Source organism: Burkholderiales bacterium (genome assembly GCA_015075645.1).
Lineage (GTDB): Bacteria > Pseudomonadota > Gammaproteobacteria > Burkholderiales > Casimicrobiaceae > VBCG01.
Window position 1 is genome coordinate 250,257 of record JABTUF010000003.1, and the last position, 19,893, is coordinate 270,149.

Here is a 19,893-nt window from a genome sequence, read left to right on the forward strand (position 1 = left end):
CCATGGGATTTCTCGCCGACCGCAGGATCCTCATCACCGGCATGCTGTCGAGCCGTTCGATCGCCTACGGCGTCGCGCGCGCCTGCAGGCGCGAGGGCGCGACGCTCGCGTTCACCTACGTGAACGACGAGTTGCGGGATCGCGTGGCGAAACTCGCCGCGGACTTCGGCCCGGCCCCGCTCTACCGCTGCGACGTCGCGCGCGACGAGGACATCGACGCGGTGTTCGACACGCTCGGCCGCGAGTGGGGCGCGCTCGACGGACTCTTGCACTCGATCGCGTTCGCTCCGCGCGAGGCGCTCGCCGGCGACTTCCTCGACACGATCTCGCGCCAGGCGTTCGGCATCGCCCACGACATCTCGAGCTACAGCCTGGCCGCGCTCGCGAAGGGCGCGCGACCGCTGATGCGCGGACGGCCGGGGTCGATCGTCACGCTCACCTACCTCGGCGCGATCCGTTCGGTGCCCAACTACAACGTGATGGGCCTCGCGAAGGCGAGCCTCGAGGCCAACGTGCGCTATCTCGCGACCTGCCTCGGGCCGGAAGGCATCCGCGCGAACGGCATCTCGGCCGGCCCGATCCGTACGCTCGCGGCGTCGGGCATCGGCAACTTCGGCAAGCTGCAGGCGCGCTTCGAGGCCACCGCGCCGTTGCACCGCAGCGTCACGATCGACGAGGTCGGCAACGCCGCCGCGTTCCTGTTCTCGTCGCTGTCGAGCGCGATCACCGGCGAGATCCTCTACGTGGACGGCGGCTACTCGACCGTCGCGGTCGGCGGCGACCCGGAAGGCTGACGCGCCCGCCCCCTGCGCCGCGCGACCTGTCGCGATGACTTCGCGCGTCTTCGACGCGGTGTTCGTCGGCGGGGGCCACAACGGCCTCGTCTGCGCAGCGTATCTCGCGGCGGCCGGACTCGACGTGTGCGTGTGCGAACGCCGCGAGGTGGTCGGCGGCGCGGCGGTCACCGAAGCGTTCCACCCGGGCTTCCGCAACTCGACGGCGAGCTACACGGTGAGCCTGCTCGACCCGCGGGTGATCCGCGACCTGCGTCTCGCCGAGCACGGGCTTTCGATCGTCGAGCGGCCGATCACGAACTTCCTGCCGCTGTCGGCGCGGCCGGGCGACTACCTGAAGGTGGGCGGCGGGCTCGAGGCGACGCGGCGCGAATTCGCGCGCCACTCGCGCCGCGACGCCGACGCGCTGCCCGCCTACTACGCCATGCTCGACCGCGTGGCGGACGTGCTGCGCGAACTCGTGCACCGCACGCCGCCCGACGTCGCCGACCCCGCGCGCCGGGACCTCGGGGCGATCCTCGATGCCTGGAAGACGCTGCGTTCGTTCAAGGCGCTGCCGCTCTCCGCGCGGCGCGACGTCGTCGACCTGTTCACGAAGAGCGCGGGCGAGATCCTCGACCGCCGGTTCGAGTCCGCGCCGGTGAAGGCGGCCTTCGGTTTCGACGCGGTGGTCGGCAACTTCGCGTCCCCTTACGCCCCGGGCTCGGCGTACGTGCTGCTGCACCACGTGTTCGGCGAGGTGAACGGCAAGCGCGGGCAGTGGGGACACGCGAAGGGCGGCATGGGCGCGATCACCCGGGCGATGGCGAAGGAGTGCGCCGCGCGCGGGGTGACGATCCGCATCGGTGCGCCGGTCGCGCGCGTGATCGTCAAGGCGGGGCGCGCCGCGGGCGTGGAACTCGAGGGCGGCGAGGTCGTCGAGGCGAAGCGCGTCGTCGCGAACGTCAACCCGAAGCTCCTGTTCGAGCGGCTCGTCGCCTCCGAGCACGTCGACGCGGACTTCCGCGCGCGGATGGCCGCGTACCGCTGCGGGTCGGGCACGTTCCGGATGAACGTCGCGCTGTCGCGACTGCCCGGCTTCGCGTGCCTGCCCGGCGAAGAACCCGCGACGCACCACGCGAGCGGCATCGTGATCGCGCCATCGCTCGGCTACATGGAGCGCGCGTACTTCGACGCGAAGACCTCGGGCTGGTCGCGCGCGCCGATCGTCGAGATGCTGATTCCCTCGGTCGTCGACGACACGCTCGCGCCGAAGGGGATGCACGTCGCGAGCCTCTTCTGCCAGCACGTCCATCCGGACCTGGGGTCGGTGCGTCCCGATCGCGGCTGGGACGATGCGCGCGACGAGGTGGCCGACCTGATGATCGACACGGTCGACGCGATGGCGCCGGGCTTCCGCGCGAGCGTGGTCGGCCGGCGCGCGCTCACGCCGCTCGACCTCGAGCGCGAGTTCGGGCTCTCGGGCGGCGACATCTTCCACGGCGCGCTCGGCCTCGACCAGCTCTTCGCGACGCGGCCCACGCTCGGCGCGGCGAACTACCGGATGCCGGTGAAGGGGCTCTACCTGTGCGGCGCGGGCGCGCACCCGGGCGGAGGCGTTACCGGCATTCCGGGGCGCAACGCCGCGCGCGAGATCCTGAAGGACGTCCGGCGACGGCGCTGACCGGGCTCAGCGATCGCCGCCGGAGGCCGGTGCGCGCGGCGCGAGGTCGATCTCGCCGTCGAAGGTCACGTCGATCCCGAGGCTCTCGACGTGCAAGCGCATCGTCGCCGGGAACGGCGTGTCCTTCTCCGAGATCGCGCGTTCGGCGAGTCCCTTCGCGACCGCCTGCTCGATCTCGCGCTGCGAGCGGATGCCCACCATCTTGAGAAACCGCCGGATCGATTGGTTGAGCGCTTCTTCGTCCATCACCTGCTCCCGAGGGGATCGGCGCCGAAACCCGGGAGCACCTGCGGGGTTTCGGCGCTGACCGCTGGAAAAAGTCGAAGTCCGCCGGTAAGCCGGGTTCTGTTACGGCGCGCTCGCGCGCGCTATGACCGTCATTCCTCTAGGCGTTCCGTTGCCGGAACGCTCGAGCCGCCTACCCGCGGACGACGCGAGCCACGTCATGGTCCGCCTATTTGGCGTTGCTCCGGATGGAGGTTGCCGCGTTTCACCCGCTTCCGTGTGACCGGAAGCGACTCGTCTCTGTGGCCCTGTTCCTCGCCTTGACCGCGGCGGCGAAGCCGCGGCTGCTGCGGCCGGGGGTTACCCGGCATCCCGCTCTCTGGAGCCCGGACTTTCCTCTCCCCGTTCCGGCTTTCACCGGGCGGGCAGCGACGGTCTGGCGGACTTCGGACAGGTAGGATAGCACCGCACCGCAGGAGTTCCCGGGCCGATCGGCGACGCCGGGCCGGCGTCAGTCCACCCGCCACCGAACCACTTCGCCCGCGCGCAGCGGCACGATCGTGTCGTCCCCGTACGGGTACTCGGCGGGCACCTGCCAGGGCTCGCGCACGAGCGTGATCGCCTCGTCGTGCGCGGGCAGGCCGTAGAACGCCGCGCCGTGGAGGCTGGCGAAGCCTTCGAGCCGGTCGAGCGCGTCGACCGCATCGAAGGCTTCGGCGTACAACTCGAGCGCCGAGGGCGCGCTGTAGCAGCCCGCGCAGCCGCACGCGTGTTCCTTGGTGTCGCGCGCGTGCGGGGCGCTGTCGGTGCCGAGGAAGAACTTCGGGCTCCCCGAGGTCGCGGCCTCGACGAGCGCGCGGCGGTGCGTTTCGCGCTTGAGGATCGGCAGGCAGTAGAGGTGCGGACGGATGCCGCCGACGAGCATCGCGTTGCGCGAGTAGACGAGGTGCTGCGGCGTGATCGTCGCCGCGACCGTCGGCGGCGCGGAGGCGACGTACTGGGCCGCTTCCCGCGTCGTGACGTGCTCGAGCGCGATGCGGAGCCCGGGGAAGTCGCGGACGAGGCGGATCAGCTCGCGCTCGACGAACACGCGCTCGCGGTCGAAGACGTCGACGTCCGGGTCGGTCACCTCGCCGTGCAGCGACAGCACGAGACCGTGCTTCTCGATCGCGGCGATGGCGCCGCGCACGGCAGCGAGCGAGGAGATGCCCGCGTCGGAGTTCGTCGTCGCGCCCGCCGGATACGCCTTCACCGCGACGATCGCGCCCGATGCCTTGGCGCGCGCGATCTCGTCGGCGGAGGTCGCGTCGGTGAGGTAGAGCGTCATCAGCGGCGCGAATCGCGTCCCGTTTCCGGCTGCCGCCACGATGCGGTCGCGATAGGCCAGCGCGGCATCCACGGTCGTCACCGGCGGCCGCAGGTTGGGCATGACCAGCGCCCGGCCGAACACGCGCGCGGTCGCACCGACGACCGCGGCGAGCGCGGGGCCGTCGCGCAGGTGGAGATGCCAGTCGTCGGGCCGGCGGAGCGTCAGGCGTTCGGGGGCGTCGGGCATCGGATTTGCTTGAGATATCAAGATTCTAGGTGGGAGACTCCAACGGCCCGAGCGGACGACCCGCGCTGGCCAGGACCGGGTGCGAGACGCTATAATCCCCTGTTTCTGGTGGCCGGCCCGAACGCCACCTTGTCACGAGACCCGAACCGAACAGGGCACAGCATGGCAGGGAAGACCGCAACCGCCGTCAAGAAGGTCCGCGAGTTGTCCGAGGAGGACGTCCTCAAGGCGCCCGAGAAGGACTACATGAACGAGGCGCAGCTCGCGTTCTTCAAGCGCAAGCTCGTCGAACTTCGCGACCAGCTCCTGCAGAACGCCGACGACACCGGCGAGCACCTGCGCGAAAACGAGGTGACGACCGACCCGTCCGACCGCGCGACGCTCGAGGAGGAGTACACGCTCGAGCTCCGCACCCGCGACCGCGAGCGCAAGCTGCTGAAGAAGGTCGAGAAGTCGATACGCATGATCGACGACGGCAGCTACGGCTTCTGCGAGGAAACCGGCGAGCCGATCGGCGTCGCGCGCCTCATCGCGCGCCCGACCGCGACGCTCTCGCTCGAGGCGCAGGAGCGCCGCGAGCGCGTGCAGAAGCTCTACGGCGACGATTGACCGCGGCACGCGCGGGCCCCCCCGCGGCAGGCGTCGTTCCGCACGGTCGGCAGGGCGGGCGCTCCCCGGCGCCTGCGGCATGCCCGCTGGCACCGTCACAGGCCGAAGGTCGCGCGATGCGACCATCCTCCGGCCATGAAGAACAGCATCGGGATCGACAGCATCAGGTTGATCCGCGACACGAGGAACGCCGTGCGGCGCGCCCTCGCCTTCTCGTCGTCGGACGCGGCGACGATTCCCAGCACCTTCTTCTGCGCGGGCCAGAGGATCGCCCAGACGTTGACGAGCATGATCGTGCCGAGCCACGCGCCGACGCCGATGCCCGCCATGCCGCCGGAGAGCGTGAACGCGTCGGCGAATCGCCCGCCGAGGAGCGCCGCTCCCGCGAGCCAGGTGACGACGGCCGACCAGCGGAACCAGAAGAGGGCGCGCGGCGCGACGTGCCGCAGGATGCCGGTCGCCGTCTGGTCGGCTGCGGCGGCCTGCAACGCGGGATGCTGCACGAAGGTGAAGTAGTAGAGCAGGCCGAGCCACATGATCGCGGCGGCGAAATGGATGAAGCGGGCGAGGGCGGGGACGACGTCCACTGGAATCCGGATCGGTCAGGACGCGAGTGCGTGCACGATCGCGTAGAGGACCGCGGTCAGGGCTACGCCGCAGGCGATGGTTGCGGCGAGCGAGTCGAGCGGTGACTTCATCGGGACGCCGTTGCGCGAATCCCTTGGCGGGCGGGCGGATCGTCGGAATGCGTCCGACGCGCCCATGAGCGTATCAGATCAAAGGGGTCAGACTCGATTGATCCAAGGCGGGCCCCAACGCGTCCGTCAATCGAGTCTGACCCCTTTGATCCCTTTGGCCATGAGCGTTCACCCCGGCGGCCGGCGCGGCGAGGGTGTCGTATCATGTGCGGTTCGTATCGACAGCCCGCCAAACGAGGCCAGCCATGTTCACGCTCCCCGCGCTCCCCTACGCCGACAATGCCCTCGACCCGGTGATCTCGGCCAACACGATCTCGTTCCACTACGGCAAGCACCACAAGACCTACGTCGACAACCTGAACAACCTCGTCAAGGGCACCGAGTTCGAGGGGAAGACCCTCGAGGCGATCGTCCATGCGACGGCGGGGAAGGCGGACAAGGCCGCGCTCTTCAACAACGCCGCGCAGATCTGGAACCACACGTTCTACTGGCACAGCATGAAGCACGGCGGCGGCGGGAAGCCGGGCGCGACGCTCGCGTCGATGATCGACGCGTCGTTCGGCAGCTTCGACGAGTTCCGCAAGCAGCTCTCCGCGACCACGGTGTCGCAGTTCGGCTCCGGCTGGGGCTGGCTCGTCGCCGAGGGCGGCGCGCTCAAGGTCGTGAAGACCGCGAACGCCGAAGTGCCGTTCACGAAGGGCCAGAAACCGCTCCTCACGATCGACGTCTGGGAGCATGCGTACTACCTCGACCACCAGAACAAGCGCGCGGCCTACGTCGATGCGGTCATCGACCGGCTGCTGAACTGGGGCTTCGCCGAGGAGAATCTCGCTCGCGGATGACGCGGGCGGTCGGCATGAACCCGCGCGGGCGGGTTGTCCCCGGGGCGACCCCGGGACGATAATCGGGGGCCCCTTCGGGGGCCCCGACGTTTCGAGGAGCCCGGTCTCACGATGGCGCTGTTCTCCAAGCCGCCGGTCAAGAAGTCTGCCGCAACGCCGCCCGCGACGCGTCCGGTGCCACCGCCGCCGAAGCGGCCGTCGGCGCACGAACTCGCATCGAAGGCACAGGGGCGCAAGGTCGAACCCGATCGGGCGCCCGCGGAGCCCGCCGGCAACGACATCACGGTGACCGGCGCGAGTCTCCTCGACACCGGGCGCGACCAGCCGGGATTCGAGGTGGTGCAGGCGAACCCGGGGCTGTGCGCCGTGCTCGAGAACGCGGCGCTCCTCTTCGCGAGCGGACAGGCGGCACCTGCCCGCGCGTTGCTCGAGCAGGGCGTGGCCAACGACCACGACACGAAGCTCTCGCAACTCGCCTGGCTCGCGCTCTTCGACCTGCTGCAGCGGGGCGGCGATCGCGCCGCCTTCGACCAGTTCTCGCTCCAGTACGTCGTGCAATTCGAGCGCTCGGCGCCGTCGTGGGAGGATTCCGCGGACAGGTCGCAGGCCGCGAGGGCCGGGCAGGGCGGCTATGTCGCGATCAGCGGCAAGCTCACCGGCGCCTCCGCCGCACAGGTCGACGGCGTGCGCCGCGCGATCGACAAAGGCATGACGCAGGCCCGCGTCGACCTCTCGCAGGTCTCCGGCTTTGACGACGAAGGCGCGAAGCTCCTCGCGGGGGCGCTCGCGGCGGCCCGCAAGCGCGCCTGCCCGCTCGCCGTCCAGCGTCCGGAGAAGTTGCGCACCTGGCTTGCCGCCGCGGTGAAGCAGGGTGTCCAGGGCGGCGAGGGCGCATGGCTCCTCGCGCTCGAACTCCTGCAGTGGCAGCAGCAGCGCGACGCGTTCGAGAACCTCGCGATCGAGTATGCGGTCGCCTTCGAACTGTCACCGCCGTCGTGGGAGCCGCCACCCACGCCGCCCGCCGCAGCCCAGGACGCCGCGGTCGATGCTACCGGCGAAGCGGCGGCGCCGGTGCACGAAGGCGATATGCTCGTGTGGAGCGGCGTGATGGCGGGTGCAGCGCTGCCGCAGCTCGCGAAGCTCGCCGAGTACGCGCAAGGTCGCGCGATCGTGCCGGTCGACATGTCGTCGGTCGAGCGCGTCGACTTCGTCTGCGCGGGTTCGATGCTGAACGCGATCAACCGCATCGAGGCGCAACGGAAGTCGGTCCAGATCGTCGGAGCCACGCCGATCGTCCGCGCGCTGCTGCTGCTCATCGGAATCTCGCCCCGGCATTTCCTCAGGAAGGCACAGTAGCGCGCCTCCGGCGAAGGGGTCAGACTCGATTGGTCCGGCTACAACGTGCTCCGGTCACGTGCTTGTCGTTGCCAATCGAGTCTGACCCCTTTGAAATTGGCCCCGTTTGAAAGCCGAGCTCGGCAACTTCATGGACGTCTTTCACGGCACCACGATCCTGTCGGTCCGGCGCGACGGCGCCGTCGCGTTGGGAGGCGACGGCCAGGTCACGCTCGGCGCGGTCGTCATCAAGGCGACCGCGCGCAAGGTTCGCCGCCTCTACCACGACAAGGTGCTGGCGGGTTTCGCCGGCGCGACCGCCGATGCCTTCACGCTGTTCGAGCGCTTCGAGGGCAAGCTCGAAAAGCACCAGGGGCACCTGACGCGCGCCGCCGTCGAACTCGCGAAGGACTGGCGCTCCGACCGCATCCTGCGCCGGCTGGAGGCGATGCTCGCGATCGCCGACGCGTCGGCGTCGCTCGTGATCACCGGCAACGGCGACGTGCTGGAGCCCGAACACGGGATCGTCGCCATCGGCTCGGGCGGCGCCTACGCCCAAGCGGCGGCACGGGCCTTGCTGGAACACAGTACCTTGTCGGCGGCCGAGATTGTGAAGCAAGCGCTCACTATCGCCGGCGAGCTCTGCATCTATACCAACCAGAACCACGTGATCGAGACGCTGTGACGGCGAAGTCCACGCATGACGGTACGACCTGCGACGAGCAGCACGCCGAGGGGCGCGTGGACGCAGTTTGCGACGTGCTCGTCGCCGGAGCGGGCCTACCCGGGCTCGCGACGGCCATCGCGCTCGCCCGCGCCGGACTGTCGGTGGTGCTCGCGGACCGGCACCCGGTTGCGGCGCCTGAACCGGACCCGGCCACCTGGGACGCGCGCATCTACGCGATCAGCCCGGGGAGTGCGGCGTTCCTGCGCTCGCTCGGCGCCTGGCAGGTCCTGCCCGAGGATCGGCTGGCGCCGGTCGAGGCGATGGCGATCGAAGGCGATCGCGGCGCGAACCTGGGCTTCGACGCCTACGACCTCCACGAACGCGCGCTCGCCTGGATCGTCGAGGAACGTGCATTGCGTGCGGCGCTGGTCGCGCAGGTACACGAGGCGGGCGTCGAGGTGGTCGCGCCGGCGGCCTTCGCCTCGCTCGAGTGGTCTGCGCCGGCAGGAACGCTCGTCCTCGGGGACGGACGCCGGATAGCGGCCCGGCTCGTGGTCGGCGCCGATGGCCTGCGCTCCTGGGTCCGGGCGGCCGCCGGCATCCACGCGACCCCGAGAGCCTATGGGCAGACGGCGGTCGTCGCGAATTTCGCCACCGAGACTCCGCACCGGGGCGTCGCGCACCAATGGTTCCTGCCCGACGGCGGGGTGCTGGCTTGGCTGCCGCTTCCCGGCAACCGGATCTCGATCGTCTGGTCGGCGCCCGCCGCGCTGGCTGACGAACTGGCCGCGCTGGCGCCGGAGGACCTGGCCGCGCGCGTGGCCGACACCGGCGGTCGCAGGCTCGGGCGCCTCTCGCTCGTCACGCCGGCGGCCCGATTCCCGCTGGCATTCCTGCGCCTCCCCACGGTCATCGCCCATCGCCTGGCCCTTGTGGGCGACGCCGCCCATGGGGTCCATCCGCTGGCCGGACAGGGCGTGAACCTCGGTTTCGGCGATGCCCAGGCGCTCGCGGCGGTGCTGGCCACGCGTGGTCCGGTGGCCGACCCCGGCGCCCCGATCCTCGTCGAGCGGTATGCCCGGCGCCGCGCCGCCCCGGTTCTGGCGATGCAGGCGGTCACCGATGGTCTCGCCCGCCTGTTCGGCGCCCGGACGCCGGGCGTCGCCTTCCTGCGCAACCTTGGGCTGGCAGCGGTGTCGAAGCTCCCGCCGGTCCGCCACGCGCTGGCCGAGCCTGCGCTGCGCTGACCCCTCCCCCCTGTTTCCGATCACGTCGCCCTGGAGTCGCCATGTCCCTGACCCTCGTTCTCGCCCGCCTCGCCCGACCTTCGCTGCCGCTCCTCCTGGCCGCCCTGACGACGGGCATCGCCTCGGCGCAGTCGCCCGCTCCGGCGACCGCCCCGCAGGCCTCCACGGCCGCCTCGCCCGACGTCGCGGCGCTGCGCAAGGTGCTCGCCGAGCGCTTCCCCGGCGCCGAGATCGGCGCGATCACCCGGACCAACTACCTCGGCGGGCTCTACGAGGTGCAGTTCGACGACCGCCTCGTCTACACCGATGCGAAGGCGAACCACGTGCTGGTCGGCGCGCTGTGGGACTCGGTCGCGAAAACCAACCTCACCGAGGACCGCCTGCGCAAGCTGAACCGCGTCGCCTGGAGCAGCCTGCCGCTCGAACTCGCGATCAAGAAGGTCAAGGGTAACGGCGAGCGCAAGCTCGTCGTGTTCTCGGACGCCGACTGCCCGTTCTGCCACAAGCTCGAGGAGGAGATGAAGGGACTCGACAACGTGACCGTCTACACGTTCCTCTTCCCGATCGACCAGCTCCATCCGCAGGCCGCGCAGAAGTCGCGCCAGATCTGGTGCTCCGACAATCCGACCAAGGCCTGGGACGCCTACTACGCGACCGGCAAGGTCCCCGACAACAAGGGCGACTGCCCGAACCCGGTGGCTGCGACGCAGGCGCTCGGGCAGAAGCTCCGCATCCAGGCCACGCCGACGATGATCCTCGCCGACGGCTCGGTGCTGCCCGGCGCGCTGCCGCTCACGCGCCTCGAGGCCGAGATGAAGACCGCCGAGGCTGAGGCGAAGAAGCTCGCGAAGAAGTAACCCACAGATCAATGGGGTCAGACTCGATTGATCCAGACTCGATTGATCCGATTGATCGAGGGCGATTGGATCAATCGAGTCTGACCCCATTGATGCGACACTGACGAGACGAGGGGACACGCGCGCATGGCGATCATCGATTTCCTGAAGAAGCAGTTCATCGACATCATCGAGTGGACCGACGACTCGCGCGACACGCTGTCGTGGCGGTTCCCCGACGAGGACAAGGAGATCAAGAACGGCGCGCAGCTCGTCGTCCGCGAGAGCCAGCTCGCGCAGTTCGTCTACCTCGGGCAATTCGGCGACGCGTTCGGCCCGGGCAAGCACACGCTCACGACCGACAACATCCCGATCCTCACGAATCTCAAGAGCTGGAAGTACGCGCTCGAGAGCCCGTTCAAGGCGGACGTCTACTATGTCGTCACGCGGGTGTTCACCGGCAACAAGTGGGGCACCGCGAATCCGGTGATGATGCGCGACGCGGACTTCGGCGTCGTGCGGCTCCGCGCGTACGGCACCTACGACTTCCGCATCGTCGACGCGCCGCGCTTCCTCAAGGAGGTCGCGGGGACCGATCACCACTTCCGCCTCGACGAGTTCGCCGACGTGATGCGCTCGCGGCTCGTCTCGGTGTTCTCCGAGGCGCTCGCCGGCGCGAAGATCCCGGCGCTCGACGTCGCGTCGCGCTATGGAGAGCTCGGTGAGGCGCTGCTGCCGCTCATCAATCCCGCTCTGCACGAGAAGTACGGCCTCGAGATGACGACGTTCGTGGTCGAGAACGTGTCGGTGCCGCCGGAGGTCGAGCAGGCGATCGACAAGCGCAGTTCGATGGCGGCGGTCGGCAACCTGAACGACTACGTCAAGTTCCAGATGGCGCAGGGCATGGAGAAGGGCGGTGGCGGCGCCGGCGGCATGGCGGCCGAGATGGCGGTCGGCATGGCGATGGCGCAGCAGATGATGAACCAGTCGGGCGGCCTGATGGCCCAGACGACGCCGGGAGTGAAGGGGCCGGCGGCGCCGGGCGGTGCCCCGCTGCCGGAACTGCTGACCCCCGCGCAGGTCGCGCAGGCGCTCGGGGTGTCGGAGTCCGACGTGCTCGCGAGCCTCGACTCGGGCGATCTCAAGGGCAAGAAGATCGGCACGCAATGGCGCGTCACGCGCGCCGCGGTCGAGACGTTCCTCCACTCATGACACGGTTCGCCGGACGACGCGCCGCGCTCGCGGCGATCGCCGCGGGCGTCCTCGCGCCGCTCGCGCGCGCGCAGGACCCACGCTCCGCGGCGGCGCAGGATGCGGCGCGCGAATGGCTCGCGATCGTCGACCGCTTCGACATCGAGGGAAGTTTCGAGGCCGCCGGCGCGCTCTTCCGCGAGGCGCTCAAGGCCGACGGCTGGGTCGCGGCGATGCGCAAGGTGCGCCAGCCGCTGGGTGCGGTGGTCCAGCGCACCGCGGTTCGCACGACCTTCTCGAACGAGATCGCGGGCAGGCCCGCGGGCGAGTTCGCGCTCATCACCTTCCGCACCTCGTTCGCCAACCAGTCGGTGGCGCGCGAACTGGTGACGCTCGAAGTCGACGGATACCGCTGGCGCGTGGTCGGCTACTCGATCCAGCGATGACCGGCACCCGGCCGGAAACCGAGCGCGACGCACTCGCGAAGTTCGCTTGCCCCGCCTGCGGTGGCGAGGCAGTCTGGCATCCCGGCCGGCAGAAGCTCGTGTGCCCGTTCTGCGGCACCGAGTCGCCCGCGCCGCCGGAAGTCGCGGCGACGGCGCAGGAGCACGATCTCGCCGGCGCGCTCGCGAGCCTCGTGCGCGATGCGCCGGACTGGACCGAGGCGAAGCGGCAGGTGCGCTGCCAGAGCTGCCGGGCGATCTCGGTACTCGATCCCGCGCGCCAGGCGCAGAACTGCGAATTCTGCGGTTCCGCGCAGCTCGTGCCCTACGACGAGACTGCGCCGGCGTTCCGTCCCGAGAGCGTGCTGCCGTTCCGCATCGCGGAGAGCGATGCACGCGACCGGCTGCGCGCCTGGTTCGGCAAGCTGTGGTTCGCGCCGAACGCCCTGAAGCGCCGTGCGCTCACCGACACGGTGCGCGGCGTCTACCTGCCCTACTGGACCTTCGACGCGAAGGTCGAGGCCGACTGGACCGCCGAGGCGGGACACTATTACTACACGACCGAGACGTACGTCGAGAACGGCCAGACGCGCACCCGGCAGGTGCGCCACGTCCGCTGGGTGCCCGCCTCCGGGCACGTCTCCCACTTCTTCGACGACGACCTCGTCTGCGCGTCGATCGGCGTGCATCCGGGACTCATGCGCGGGATCGAACCCTTCCCTACCGGCGAACTTCGGGCCTACGATCCGGGTTTCGTCGCCGGCTGGGTCGTCGAGCGCTACCAGATCGACCTCGCCGCGGCCGCGGAACGCGCGCGCGCCGCGATGGCGGCGCAACTGGAGGCGATGTGCGGACGGCAGGTCCCCGGCGACACGTATCGCAACCTGTCGGTGCGGGCCGACTGGTCGGGGCAGACCTACAAGCACATCCTCGCGCCGGTATGGCTGCTCTCGTACGACTACGGTCGCCGCGCGTTCCAGTGCGCGATCAACGGCGTGACCGGCAAGGTCGCCGGCGAGTATCCGAAGAGCTTCTGGAAGATCGCGTTCGTCGCGCTCGGCATCCTGGTGCTGTTCCTCGTCTTCGGGGCGATGTCGGGTCGCTGACTTCGGAGGCTCCATGCGCGTGGTGATCGTCACCGGCGTGTCGCGCGGACTCGGTCCGGCGATCGCGCGCGTACTGCTCGACCGGGGGCTCACGGTGCTCGGCGTCGGGCGCTCGTCGGCCGCGGGGCTCGAAGGCGATCGCTACCGGTTCGCGCCCTGCGACCTCGCCGATCTCGCGGGCATCGACGCCGCGCTCGCGGGCGCGTTCGGCGCGCTGGCCTTACATTCCGCACATCGGCAGACGCATTTCTCGGTAATTTCCCGATCGCACGTCGGAGTCAGTGATCGCGGGGTTGTTCGGCTTCGATGAGTCGCGCGGATTCTCTCTCCCATTCGCGTAGCAGTTTCTTGAGCTTGCGGTAGTTGGCGATCGCCAGGCGCATGAGGCGGGCCTGCTCGGCCGAGAGGCGGCGACGCACGAGCTTGCCGTCCTGCATGTACCCCCAGTCGTAGTACGGCCCGTGGCGAGCTGCCAGGTCGGTGGCGCAGCGACAGCCAGCCTTGCCGCAGCGGCTCAGATGTTCGTAGAGCGTGCCGGTGCACAGGTAGTCGATCGTGCCGACGGCAGCGCGAATCTTCTCGATGCGTTGCCGCGACCGTCTGGCCTGGGTGGCGAGGGATCGCTTGGATGGGGGGCTTGACTTGGTCATGTCTGGCGATAATACTATCGTCAGGTTGAAGAAACCACAAGTCTACCCGCCCGAACGCTTCGCCCTGAACAGCGAGCGACTGGGACCGCTACCCCTGGTCAATCACTTCCTCGAGCGCATGGGGTTGCCGGCGCTGCTCGAGAAGTTCGTGCCCACCGCCGATCGACGCCGTGCCGTCAGCCACGCGCAGGCACTCGGCGTGCTGCTGCGCTCGATCCTGGTCGAGCGCGAGCCCGTCTACCGCCAGCAGGAGACCGTGCACGGCTTTGCGCCGGGGTGCTTCGGCATCGACGCGGCGCAGATGGTGCGGCTGACCGACGACCGCATTGGGCGCGCGCTCGATCGGCTCTTCGACGCCGACCGTGGAGCCCTGCTCACCGCGGTGGTGGTCGCAGTGGGGCAGCGCTTCGGGGTGACCTTCGAGCGGCTGCACAACGACTCGACCTCGATCGCCTTCTGCGGCCAGTACCGGGCGGCGACCGGCCGCGAGCTGCGCGGGCGCACCGCACCGGCGATCGCCTTCGGCTTTTCCAAGGACCACCGCCCGGATTTGCGCCAGCTGCTGTTCATCCTCACCGTCACCGCCGAGGGGGTTCCGGCGTCGTTTCGCTGCGCCGACGGCAATACCAGCGACTCGGTCACCCACGTCCAGACCTGGGAGGCATTGCGGGCGGTGGCCGGCCGTGCCGACTTCCTGTATGTCGCCGATTCCAAGCTGTGCTCCTACGAGAACATGCGTCACATCGATGCCGCGGGCGGGCGTTTCGTTACCGTGATGCCACGCAGCCGCCAGGAGGATGCACGCTTTCGCCAGTGGATCCAGACCCATGACCCGGCCTGGGAACAAGTCTGGGATCGGCCGAATACTCGGCACCGTGACGGACCACGGGACTGCTGGTACGTCTACCGCCAACCGTTGCCCTCGATGGAGGTCTGGCCGATCACCTGGGTGTGGAGCACGCTGCTCACGCTGCACCAGCGTGCCCGACGCGACCGCCAGCTCGCCGCGGCCAGCGAAGCGCTCGAACAGTTGCACCGGCGCCTGATCGCAACCCGCGCGCGGCTGCGGGGTGCTGCCGAGATCGATCAGCGCGTGGCCGAGATCCTCGAGCAGTACCGGGTCACCCGCTACCTCAAGGTCAAACGCGTGGTGCGCGAGGAGCACAGCTTCAAGCAGGTCCGCCGTGGTCGTCCTGGCCCCGACACCGCGTACCGCAAGATCACCCGCCGGCGCTTCGACATCGAATGGTCGATCGACGCCGCCGCCGTGGCCTACGACCAGAAGAGCGATGGCATGTATCCGTTGCTCAGCAACGACCGGACCCTCACCCCCGCCCAAGTGCTCGAGGCCCACAAGGGCCAGCCCACCATCGAGAAGCGTTTCGAGCAGGTGAAGACCGTGCACGAGATCGCCCCGATCTTCCTCAAGAACGAAGGGCGCATCGAGGCCCTGTTCACGCTGTACTTCCTGGCCCTGCTCGTGCAGGCGCTCATCGAGCGTGAATTACGCGGCGCGATGCGCCACGAGGTGATCGCCGAGCTACCGCTGTATCCGGAGCAGCGTCAATGTCGGCGGCCTACCACCGAGCAGGTGCTGCGCCTGTTCAGCCTCGCCCAACGCCACCGCCTGTTGCGCGACGGCCAAACCGTCCAGACCTTTGACGCCGACCTCACCGACCTGCAGCGCCAAGTCCTCGCGTTGCTCGGAGTTCCCGCACACGCCTACCGCGTCTGCGCGTGACGCCCCAGCCTTCCGGCCTCGCCTCCGGAAATTCACTCCAATTGCGTCCGCCGATGTGCGGAATGTAAGGCTGGCCGGGCTCGCGCCGGAGTTCGCGTGCCTCGTCAACAACGCCGCGACGACCGAACCGTTCGGTGTCGTTCCGCGCCACGACGGCGCCGCGGTGGCGGGCTCGCTCGCGGTGAACCTGGGGGCGCCGGTCGCGCTCGCCGCGCTGTTCCTGCGCGCGTTCCCCGAGGCAACCGTCGAGCGCAGGATCGTGAACGTCTCGTCGGGCACCGCGCGCGCCGCGATCGCGGGCTCCGGGCTCTACTGCGCGGGGAAGGCCGGCCTCGAGATGCTGACCCGCGTGCTCGCGGTCGAATCGCAGGATCCGGCGTTCCGCGCGGTGTCGCTGCGTCCCGGCGTCATCGACACCGACATGCAGACCCGCGCGCGCGAGCAGTCCGAGGACGTGCTCCCGTCGGTTGCGATGTTCCGCAAGTTCCACGCCGACCGCAGGCTCGTCGCGCCCGAGGTCGCGGCCGCGAAGATCGTCGAGCAGGTGATCCTCGGCAAGGTCCGCAACGGCGCGACCTACGCGTGGCCGGACCTGTTGAAGCCGCTCCCGGAAGTCTAGGATGCCCGAACGCGGGCTGCCGCGACCGCGCGGCTACCTGGCTCACGCCCTGAGCCTCGCGCAACGTATCGTCCGGGCATGACCGACTCCCTCCGGAACGAGACCCCGACCCCTTCCACCCACCTGCCGATCCCCGTGTACTTCGCGGCGGAGCAGGTCGCCGAACCGCAGTTCGGCTCCCCGTCGGCCAGCAAGCCGCGCGACGTCGTCGCGCGCTGGCACGAGCGCCACCGGCCCATCGTCCAGCGCAGGCCGAGTCCGGTGACGCCGGACGAACTCGCGCGCGCCCACGATCCGGAGTACGTCGAGGCGGTCCTCTCGCTGCGCGAGGACAACGGTTTCGGCAACCGCAGCGCCTCCGTGGCCGCATCGCTGCCGTGGACGAGCGGCGCGATGCTGTCCGCCGCGCGCCATGCGCTCGCGACCCGCGCGGTCGCCTGCGCGCCGTGTTCCGGCTTCCACCACGCGCACTGGGACGGTGCGGCAGGCTTCTGCACGTTCAACGGGCTGATGGTGACGGTGCTCGCCTTGCGCGCGGAAGGCGCGGCGCGGCGGATCGGGATACTCGATTGCGACCAGCATTACGGCGACGGCACCGAGGACATCATCGCGCGCACCGGCGCCCGCGACGTCGTGCGACACATCACCGCCGGTCGCGACTACCCGCGCCACGCGGCCCGCTTCCTCGAGGCATTGCCCGGCATCGTGCGGTCGTTCGCCGGATGCGACCTCGTGCTCTACCAGGCCGGCGCCGATCCGCACGTCGACGATCCGCTGGGCGGCTACCTCGACGACGACGAGCTCGCGCGGCGCGACGCGATCGTGTTCACCGAAGCGCGCGCGGCCGGGCTGCCGATCGCGTGGAACCTCGCCGGCGGCTATCAGGAGCCGCTCGCGCGCGTCCTCGACATCCACGACCGGACGATGGCGGCCTGCGCGGCGGCGTGGCGGTGACGATCCCTCGCGGCGGGATGCAATGTCGGCCTGAAGGCCGACCCACAACCTCTCCCGTGGGTCGGGCTTCAGCCCGACGCGTATCCGGCTTCAGCCCGACGCGTATCCGGCTTCAGCCCGACGCGTATCCGGCTTCAGCCCGACGCGTACTCGCCTTCAGCCCGGCGCGCTCATCCGCGACTCCAGCGCCTCGAGAACGCCGGGAAGCTCCGCCGGCGTGCGTGCGATCGCATCGGCACCCGCCAGTTCATCCTGCGATCCGTAGCCCCAGAGCACGCCGACCGCGCGAGCGCCGTTGACGCGGGCCGCGCGGATGTCGTGGCTGCGATCGCCGATCATCACCGCGCGCGCCGCGTCGATCCGTTCGGTCGCCGCGAGGTGCGCGAGGAGTTCCGCCTTGTCGTCGTGGCGCCCGCCGAGTTCGGAGCCGTAGACGCCGTCGAGGAACTCGGAGAGTCCGAACAGCGTCACGATGCGGCGCGCGTAGAGTTCCGGCTTGGCGGTGCACAGGAAGAGCCGCCGCGTGCGCGCGAGCGAGGCGAGCGCCTCGGGAATGCCGTCGTAGACGACGTTCTCGCGCCAGCCCAGGTCGGAATAGCGTTCGCGGTAGAGCGCGATCGCGTGCTCGATCGCGTCGGACTCCCCGGTGTCGAGCAGCGCGGCGAAGGTCGTGCGGAGCGGCGGCCCGACGAACTGCCGCAGTTCCGCGGCGGTGGGCGTCTCGACCCCGAGGTGGTCGAGCGCGTAGACGATCGAGCGCGCGATGCCGGTGAAGTTGTCGGTGAGCGTGCCGTCGAGGTCGAACAGCAGCGCGTCGGCCGCGCCGGATCCGGTGACGCGCGGTGGATCGCTCATCGCGCAGCGCGGACCGGCACGACGCGGTAGCTGATCAACGCGCCGAGCGGCCCGGCCTCCCACATCGCGCAGTAGTCCTGCGGCACGCGCACCGGGAAGATGCCGGAGTCGCCGAAGCTCGCGGTCTTCACGAGCGGCGACACGACGGCCGCGCCCTCGTGGTAGTGGAAGTTGAAATCGACCGGCTGGCGCGACTCGAAGCGCCAGTCGACCCGGTCGCCTTCGGCGAGCTTGAAGCAGACCTCGTGGATCGCGTAGGGCTGGATCCAGAGCGCGTCGGCCGTGCGGGCGGCATCCGGCGCCGGCGTGGCGCATGAAGCCAACGCGATCGTGAGCACGAACGCCCCGGTATGGGCCTTCATCGCCGGCGTTCCCTGTGCTTGCGCTTCAACGCCCGCCAATCCTCGGCGAGCATCGCGAAGCGCACGTGGTCGCGCCAGCGCCCGCCGATCTTCAGATAGCGGCGCGAATAGCCTTCGCGGACGAAGCCGGTCCGCGTGACGAGCGCGACCGACCTGCGGTTCGCCGGCTGCACGTTCACCTCGACGCGATGGAGCCGCAGCTTCCCGAACGCGAAGTCGAGTGCGCGCGCGAGCGCCTCGGCCATGTAGCCCTGCCCGGCGTGCGGCGCGAACGCGTAGTAGCCGAGGAAGGCGTTGCGGAACGGCCCGCGAACGATGTTGCTGAAGTTGAGGACGCCGACGAGCGCGCCGTCCGCGCGCCGGACCGCGAGGAGTCCCGCGTGGTTCGCGCGCGGGCCGGCATCGCCGTAGCGCTTCACATAGGCGCTGAACGTGGCGGGCGTGTCCGGAGCGCGCACCCAGGACCCGTGCAGGCGCCGGCTCGCGCGGGCGGCGGCGAGGAACGCGGCACGATCCGCGTTCGCGGGATGTCGCACCAGAACGTCCCCCCGCCGCACGGTAGGCATAATCCGCATATTACCGTCCCGGACCGCGCATCATGTCATCGTGGATCGAAGGCCGCGTCGCGGCGTGCCGCGCCTGGACCGACGCGTTGTTCTCGCTCGAGGTCGAGGCACCGGCGCTCGACTTCGTCGCCGGCCAGTTCGCCCGCCTGGGACTCCCCGCGCCGCCGGGCGAGAAGGACCCGATGGTCGGACGGCCCTATTCGTTCGTGAATCCGCCCGGCACGCCGCACCACGAGTTCACGTTCAACGTGGTGCCAAGCGGGCCGCTGTCCCCGCGTCTCGCCGCGTTGCGGCCCGGCGATCCGTTGTGGCTCGGCGCGCGCGCGAACGGCTTCTTCAGCATTCCCGAGGTGCCCGCCGCCGACGCGCTGTGGTGTTTCGCGACCGGCACCGGCATCGGGCCGTTCCTGTCGATCCTGCGTACCGCCGAACCGTGGGAGAAGTTCGGTCGCGTGGTGCTCGTGCACGCGGTGCGGCAGGCGGGCGCGCTCATCTATCCCGAGGTGATCGCGACGCTCGCCCGCGAGCGTGCCGGCGTGTTCACGTTCGTGCCGGTCGTGAGCCGCGAGCCTCACCCCGCAGCGCTGACCGGGCGCATTCCCGCATTGATCGCCGACGGCCGGCTCGAGGCGCGCGCGGGCATGCCGCTGACCGCCGACAGCGCGCACGCGATGCTGTGCGGCAATCCCGCGATGGTCGACGACGTGCAGGCGGTGCTCGCCTCGCGCGGGATGCGGCGGCACCGGCGGAAGGAGCCGGGGCACGTGACGCTCGAAACCTACTGGTGATATTCCGGACGGGGCCGGCGGCGGGCGATGGTGTTCGCGATGCGGGAAGACATGCGCCGCCGGCGGCCCCGCCGGAATATCGGTCCGCGTTGGAGCGTCGCGGTTGCGACGCTCAACACGGACGGGTTGGTGCGTGTTCCGAAGCTC

Annotated in this window: 23 protein-coding genes and 1 other RNA gene; 16 read left to right on the forward strand and 8 right to left on the reverse strand. The window is 70.1% G+C overall.

The features are described from left to right. The first annotated feature begins 2 nt into the window (after window positions 1-2). Together HS109_08070 and HS109_08075 are read left to right on the forward strand one after the other, a co-directional pair. Window positions 3-794 carry an SDR family oxidoreductase gene (locus tag HS109_08070; GenBank protein MBE7522328.1) on the forward strand — a complete coding sequence of 264 codons (792 nt, stop codon included), beginning with the start codon at window positions 3-5 and terminating at the stop codon, window positions 792-794. A 34-nt stretch (window positions 795-828) separates the two neighbouring features. Further along, entirely contained in the window at window positions 829-2,457 is a 1,629-nt protein-coding gene (locus tag HS109_08075; GenBank protein ID MBE7522329.1) for an NAD(P)/FAD-dependent oxidoreductase, read from the forward strand. A 6-nt stretch (window positions 2,458-2,463) separates the two neighbouring features. Here HS109_08075 and HS109_08080 read toward each other — a convergent pair whose 3' ends face one another. The 3 genes from HS109_08080 to pyrC all read right to left on the reverse strand — a co-directional run bounded on the left by HS109_08080 (window position 2,464) and on the right by pyrC (window position 4,237). After that, window positions 2,464-2,703: a hypothetical protein gene (locus tag HS109_08080; GenBank protein ID MBE7522330.1), complete on the reverse strand. Its 240-nt coding sequence runs from the start codon at window positions 2,701-2,703 to the stop codon at window positions 2,464-2,466. Window positions 2,704-2,775: 72 nt separating this feature from the next. After that, window positions 2,776-3,130, reverse strand: an RNA gene (gene rnpB / locus HS109_08085) — RNase P RNA component class A. A gap of 63 nt (window positions 3,131-3,193) precedes the next feature. Further along, window positions 3,194-4,237 carry a dihydroorotase gene (gene pyrC, locus HS109_08090; protein MBE7522331.1) on the reverse strand — a complete coding sequence of 348 codons (1,044 nt, stop codon included), beginning with the start codon at window positions 4,235-4,237 and terminating at the stop codon, window positions 3,194-3,196. A 162-nt stretch (window positions 4,238-4,399) separates the two neighbouring features. Here pyrC and dksA point away from each other — a divergent pair, with 162 nt between their 5' ends. Next, window positions 4,400-4,846: an RNA polymerase-binding protein DksA gene (gene dksA, locus HS109_08095; GenBank protein ID MBE7522332.1), complete on the forward strand. Its 447-nt coding sequence runs from the start codon at window positions 4,400-4,402 to the stop codon at window positions 4,844-4,846. Between the two features lie 95 nt (window positions 4,847-4,941). Here dksA and HS109_08100 read toward each other — a convergent pair whose 3' ends face one another. Beyond that, window positions 4,942-5,433, reverse strand: coding sequence for a urate hydroxylase PuuD (locus tag HS109_08100; protein ID MBE7522333.1), 492 nt, complete (start codon window positions 5,431-5,433; stop codon window positions 4,942-4,944). 356 nt (window positions 5,434-5,789) lie between these two features. Between HS109_08100 and HS109_08105 the strand changes: the two genes are divergently transcribed. From HS109_08105 to HS109_08145, 9 genes are all read left to right on the forward strand, one after another. After that, complete coding sequence (locus HS109_08105) at window positions 5,790-6,386, forward strand: superoxide dismutase (GenBank protein MBE7522334.1); 597 nt, start codon at window positions 5,790-5,792, stop codon at window positions 6,384-6,386. A 111-nt stretch (window positions 6,387-6,497) separates the two neighbouring features. After that, on the forward strand, window positions 6,498-7,742 hold the full coding sequence (locus tag HS109_08110) for an STAS domain-containing protein (GenBank protein ID MBE7522335.1): 1,245 nt from the start codon (window positions 6,498-6,500) through the stop codon (window positions 7,740-7,742). A 130-nt stretch (window positions 7,743-7,872) separates the two neighbouring features. Next, window positions 7,873-8,406: an ATP-dependent protease subunit HslV gene (hslV, locus tag HS109_08115; protein ID MBE7522336.1), complete on the forward strand. Its 534-nt coding sequence runs from the start codon at window positions 7,873-7,875 to the stop codon at window positions 8,404-8,406. Between the two features lie 56 nt (window positions 8,407-8,462). Then, complete coding sequence (locus tag HS109_08120) at window positions 8,463-9,635, forward strand: FAD-dependent monooxygenase (protein ID MBE7522337.1); 1,173 nt, start codon at window positions 8,463-8,465, stop codon at window positions 9,633-9,635. Window positions 9,636-9,676: 41 nt separating this feature from the next. Next, window positions 9,677-10,492 carry a DsbC family protein gene (locus HS109_08125; GenBank protein MBE7522338.1) on the forward strand — a complete coding sequence of 272 codons (816 nt, stop codon included), beginning with the start codon at window positions 9,677-9,679 and terminating at the stop codon, window positions 10,490-10,492. 126 nt (window positions 10,493-10,618) lie between these two features. Beyond that, window positions 10,619-11,683: an SPFH domain-containing protein gene (locus HS109_08130; GenBank protein MBE7522339.1), complete on the forward strand. Its 1,065-nt coding sequence runs from the start codon at window positions 10,619-10,621 to the stop codon at window positions 11,681-11,683. After that, window positions 11,680-12,108 (forward strand): DUF4019 domain-containing protein, encoded by a 429-nt coding sequence (locus tag HS109_08135; protein ID MBE7522340.1) that lies wholly within the window; start codon window positions 11,680-11,682, stop codon window positions 12,106-12,108. Before HS109_08130 ends, HS109_08135 begins: the two co-directional genes overlap by 4 nt. Continuing rightward, a complete protein-coding gene (locus HS109_08140) occupies window positions 12,105-13,211 on the forward strand; it encodes a zinc ribbon domain-containing protein (GenBank protein ID MBE7522341.1) in 1,107 nt (368 codons plus the stop codon). Before HS109_08135 ends, HS109_08140 begins: the two co-directional genes overlap by 4 nt. Window positions 13,212-13,224: 13 nt before the next feature. Then, the gene (locus tag HS109_08145; GenBank protein MBE7522342.1) at window positions 13,225-13,521 is read left to right on the forward strand and encodes an SDR family NAD(P)-dependent oxidoreductase; all 297 of its coding nucleotides are present in this window, start codon (window positions 13,225-13,227) and stop codon (window positions 13,519-13,521) included. On the opposite strand, the gene HS109_08150 is transcribed toward HS109_08145, so the two are convergent. Next, window positions 13,490-13,861, reverse strand: coding sequence for a hypothetical protein (locus HS109_08150; GenBank protein MBE7522343.1), 372 nt, complete (start codon window positions 13,859-13,861; stop codon window positions 13,490-13,492). The two genes, HS109_08145 and HS109_08150, sit on opposite strands and share 32 nt — an antisense overlap. Window positions 13,862-13,886: 25 nt before the next feature. On the opposite strand from HS109_08150, the gene HS109_08155 reads away from it, so the two are divergent. The 3 genes from HS109_08155 (at window position 13,887) to HS109_08165 (ending at window position 17,175) form a co-directional block, all read left to right on the forward strand. Next, window positions 13,887-15,602 carry an IS1634 family transposase gene (locus tag HS109_08155; GenBank protein MBE7522344.1) on the forward strand — a complete coding sequence of 572 codons (1,716 nt, stop codon included), beginning with the start codon at window positions 13,887-13,889 and terminating at the stop codon, window positions 15,600-15,602. Between the two features lie 55 nt (window positions 15,603-15,657). Further along, window positions 15,658-16,221 (forward strand): SDR family NAD(P)-dependent oxidoreductase, encoded by a 564-nt coding sequence (locus tag HS109_08160; protein MBE7522345.1) that lies wholly within the window; start codon window positions 15,658-15,660, stop codon window positions 16,219-16,221. A gap of 78 nt (window positions 16,222-16,299) precedes the next feature. After that, on the forward strand, window positions 16,300-17,175 hold the full coding sequence (locus tag HS109_08165; protein ID MBE7522346.1) for a histone deacetylase: 876 nt from the start codon (window positions 16,300-16,302) through the stop codon (window positions 17,173-17,175). A 156-nt stretch (window positions 17,176-17,331) separates the two neighbouring features. On the opposite strand, the gene HS109_08170 is transcribed toward HS109_08165, so the two are convergent. The 3 genes from HS109_08170 to HS109_08180 are packed head-to-tail and all read right to left on the reverse strand — an operon-like array spanning window position 17,332 to window position 18,958. Then, window positions 17,332-18,030: an HAD hydrolase-like protein gene (locus HS109_08170; protein MBE7522347.1), complete on the reverse strand. Its 699-nt coding sequence runs from the start codon at window positions 18,028-18,030 to the stop codon at window positions 17,332-17,334. Beyond that, window positions 18,027-18,392, reverse strand: coding sequence for a hypothetical protein (locus HS109_08175; protein MBE7522348.1), 366 nt, complete (start codon window positions 18,390-18,392; stop codon window positions 18,027-18,029). Before HS109_08175 ends, HS109_08170 begins: the two co-directional genes overlap by 4 nt. Further along, complete coding sequence (locus HS109_08180) at window positions 18,389-18,958, reverse strand: GNAT family N-acetyltransferase (GenBank protein ID MBE7522349.1); 570 nt, start codon at window positions 18,956-18,958, stop codon at window positions 18,389-18,391. The genes HS109_08175 and HS109_08180 overlap by 4 nt, the downstream gene beginning before the upstream one ends. 32 nt (window positions 18,959-18,990) lie before the next feature. Here HS109_08180 and HS109_08185 point away from each other — a divergent pair, with 32 nt between their 5' ends. Beyond that, entirely contained in the window at window positions 18,991-19,746 is a 756-nt protein-coding gene (locus tag HS109_08185) for a ferredoxin--NADP reductase (protein ID MBE7522350.1), read from the forward strand. Window positions 19,747-19,893: the final 147 nt, after the last annotated feature.

What these genes read in the sequence shown, in the direction of transcription:
- HS109_08070 (MBE7522328.1), top strand. Translation starts at nt 3, where the DNA reads ATGGGATTTCTCGCCGACCGCAGGATCCTCATCACCGGCATGCTGTCG.
- HS109_08075 (MBE7522329.1), top strand. Translation starts at nt 829, where the DNA reads ATGACTTCGCGCGTCTTCGACGCGGTGTTCGTCGGCGGGGGCCACAAC.
- HS109_08080 (MBE7522330.1), bottom strand. Translation starts at nt 2,703, where the DNA reads ATGGACGAAGAAGCGCTCAACCAATCGATCCGGCGGTTTCTCAAGATG.
- pyrC (MBE7522331.1), bottom strand. Translation starts at nt 4,237, where the DNA reads ATGCCCGACGCCCCCGAACGCCTGACGCTCCGCCGGCCCGACGACTGG.
- dksA (MBE7522332.1), top strand. Translation starts at nt 4,400, where the DNA reads ATGGCAGGGAAGACCGCAACCGCCGTCAAGAAGGTCCGCGAGTTGTCC.
- HS109_08105 (MBE7522334.1), top strand. Translation starts at nt 5,790, where the DNA reads ATGTTCACGCTCCCCGCGCTCCCCTACGCCGACAATGCCCTCGACCCG.
- HS109_08110 (MBE7522335.1), top strand. Translation starts at nt 6,498, where the DNA reads ATGGCGCTGTTCTCCAAGCCGCCGGTCAAGAAGTCTGCCGCAACGCCG.
- hslV (MBE7522336.1), top strand. Translation starts at nt 7,873, where the DNA reads ATGGACGTCTTTCACGGCACCACGATCCTGTCGGTCCGGCGCGACGGC.
- HS109_08125 (MBE7522338.1), top strand. Translation starts at nt 9,677, where the DNA reads ATGTCCCTGACCCTCGTTCTCGCCCGCCTCGCCCGACCTTCGCTGCCG.
- HS109_08130 (MBE7522339.1), top strand. Translation starts at nt 10,619, where the DNA reads ATGGCGATCATCGATTTCCTGAAGAAGCAGTTCATCGACATCATCGAG.
- HS109_08135 (MBE7522340.1), top strand. Translation starts at nt 11,680, where the DNA reads ATGACACGGTTCGCCGGACGACGCGCCGCGCTCGCGGCGATCGCCGCG.
- HS109_08140 (MBE7522341.1), top strand. Translation starts at nt 12,105, where the DNA reads ATGACCGGCACCCGGCCGGAAACCGAGCGCGACGCACTCGCGAAGTTC.
- HS109_08145 (MBE7522342.1), top strand. Translation starts at nt 13,225, where the DNA reads ATGCGCGTGGTGATCGTCACCGGCGTGTCGCGCGGACTCGGTCCGGCG.
- HS109_08150 (MBE7522343.1), bottom strand. Translation starts at nt 13,861, where the DNA reads ATGACCAAGTCAAGCCCCCCATCCAAGCGATCCCTCGCCACCCAGGCC.
- HS109_08165 (MBE7522346.1), top strand. Translation starts at nt 16,300, where the DNA reads ATGACCGACTCCCTCCGGAACGAGACCCCGACCCCTTCCACCCACCTG.
- HS109_08170 (MBE7522347.1), bottom strand. Translation starts at nt 18,030, where the DNA reads ATGAGCGATCCACCGCGCGTCACCGGATCCGGCGCGGCCGACGCGCTG.
- HS109_08175 (MBE7522348.1), bottom strand. Translation starts at nt 18,392, where the DNA reads ATGAAGGCCCATACCGGGGCGTTCGTGCTCACGATCGCGTTGGCTTCA.
- HS109_08180 (MBE7522349.1), bottom strand. Translation starts at nt 18,958, where the DNA reads ATGCCTACCGTGCGGCGGGGGGACGTTCTGGTGCGACATCCCGCGAAC.
- HS109_08185 (MBE7522350.1), top strand. Translation starts at nt 18,991, where the DNA reads ATGTCATCGTGGATCGAAGGCCGCGTCGCGGCGTGCCGCGCCTGGACC.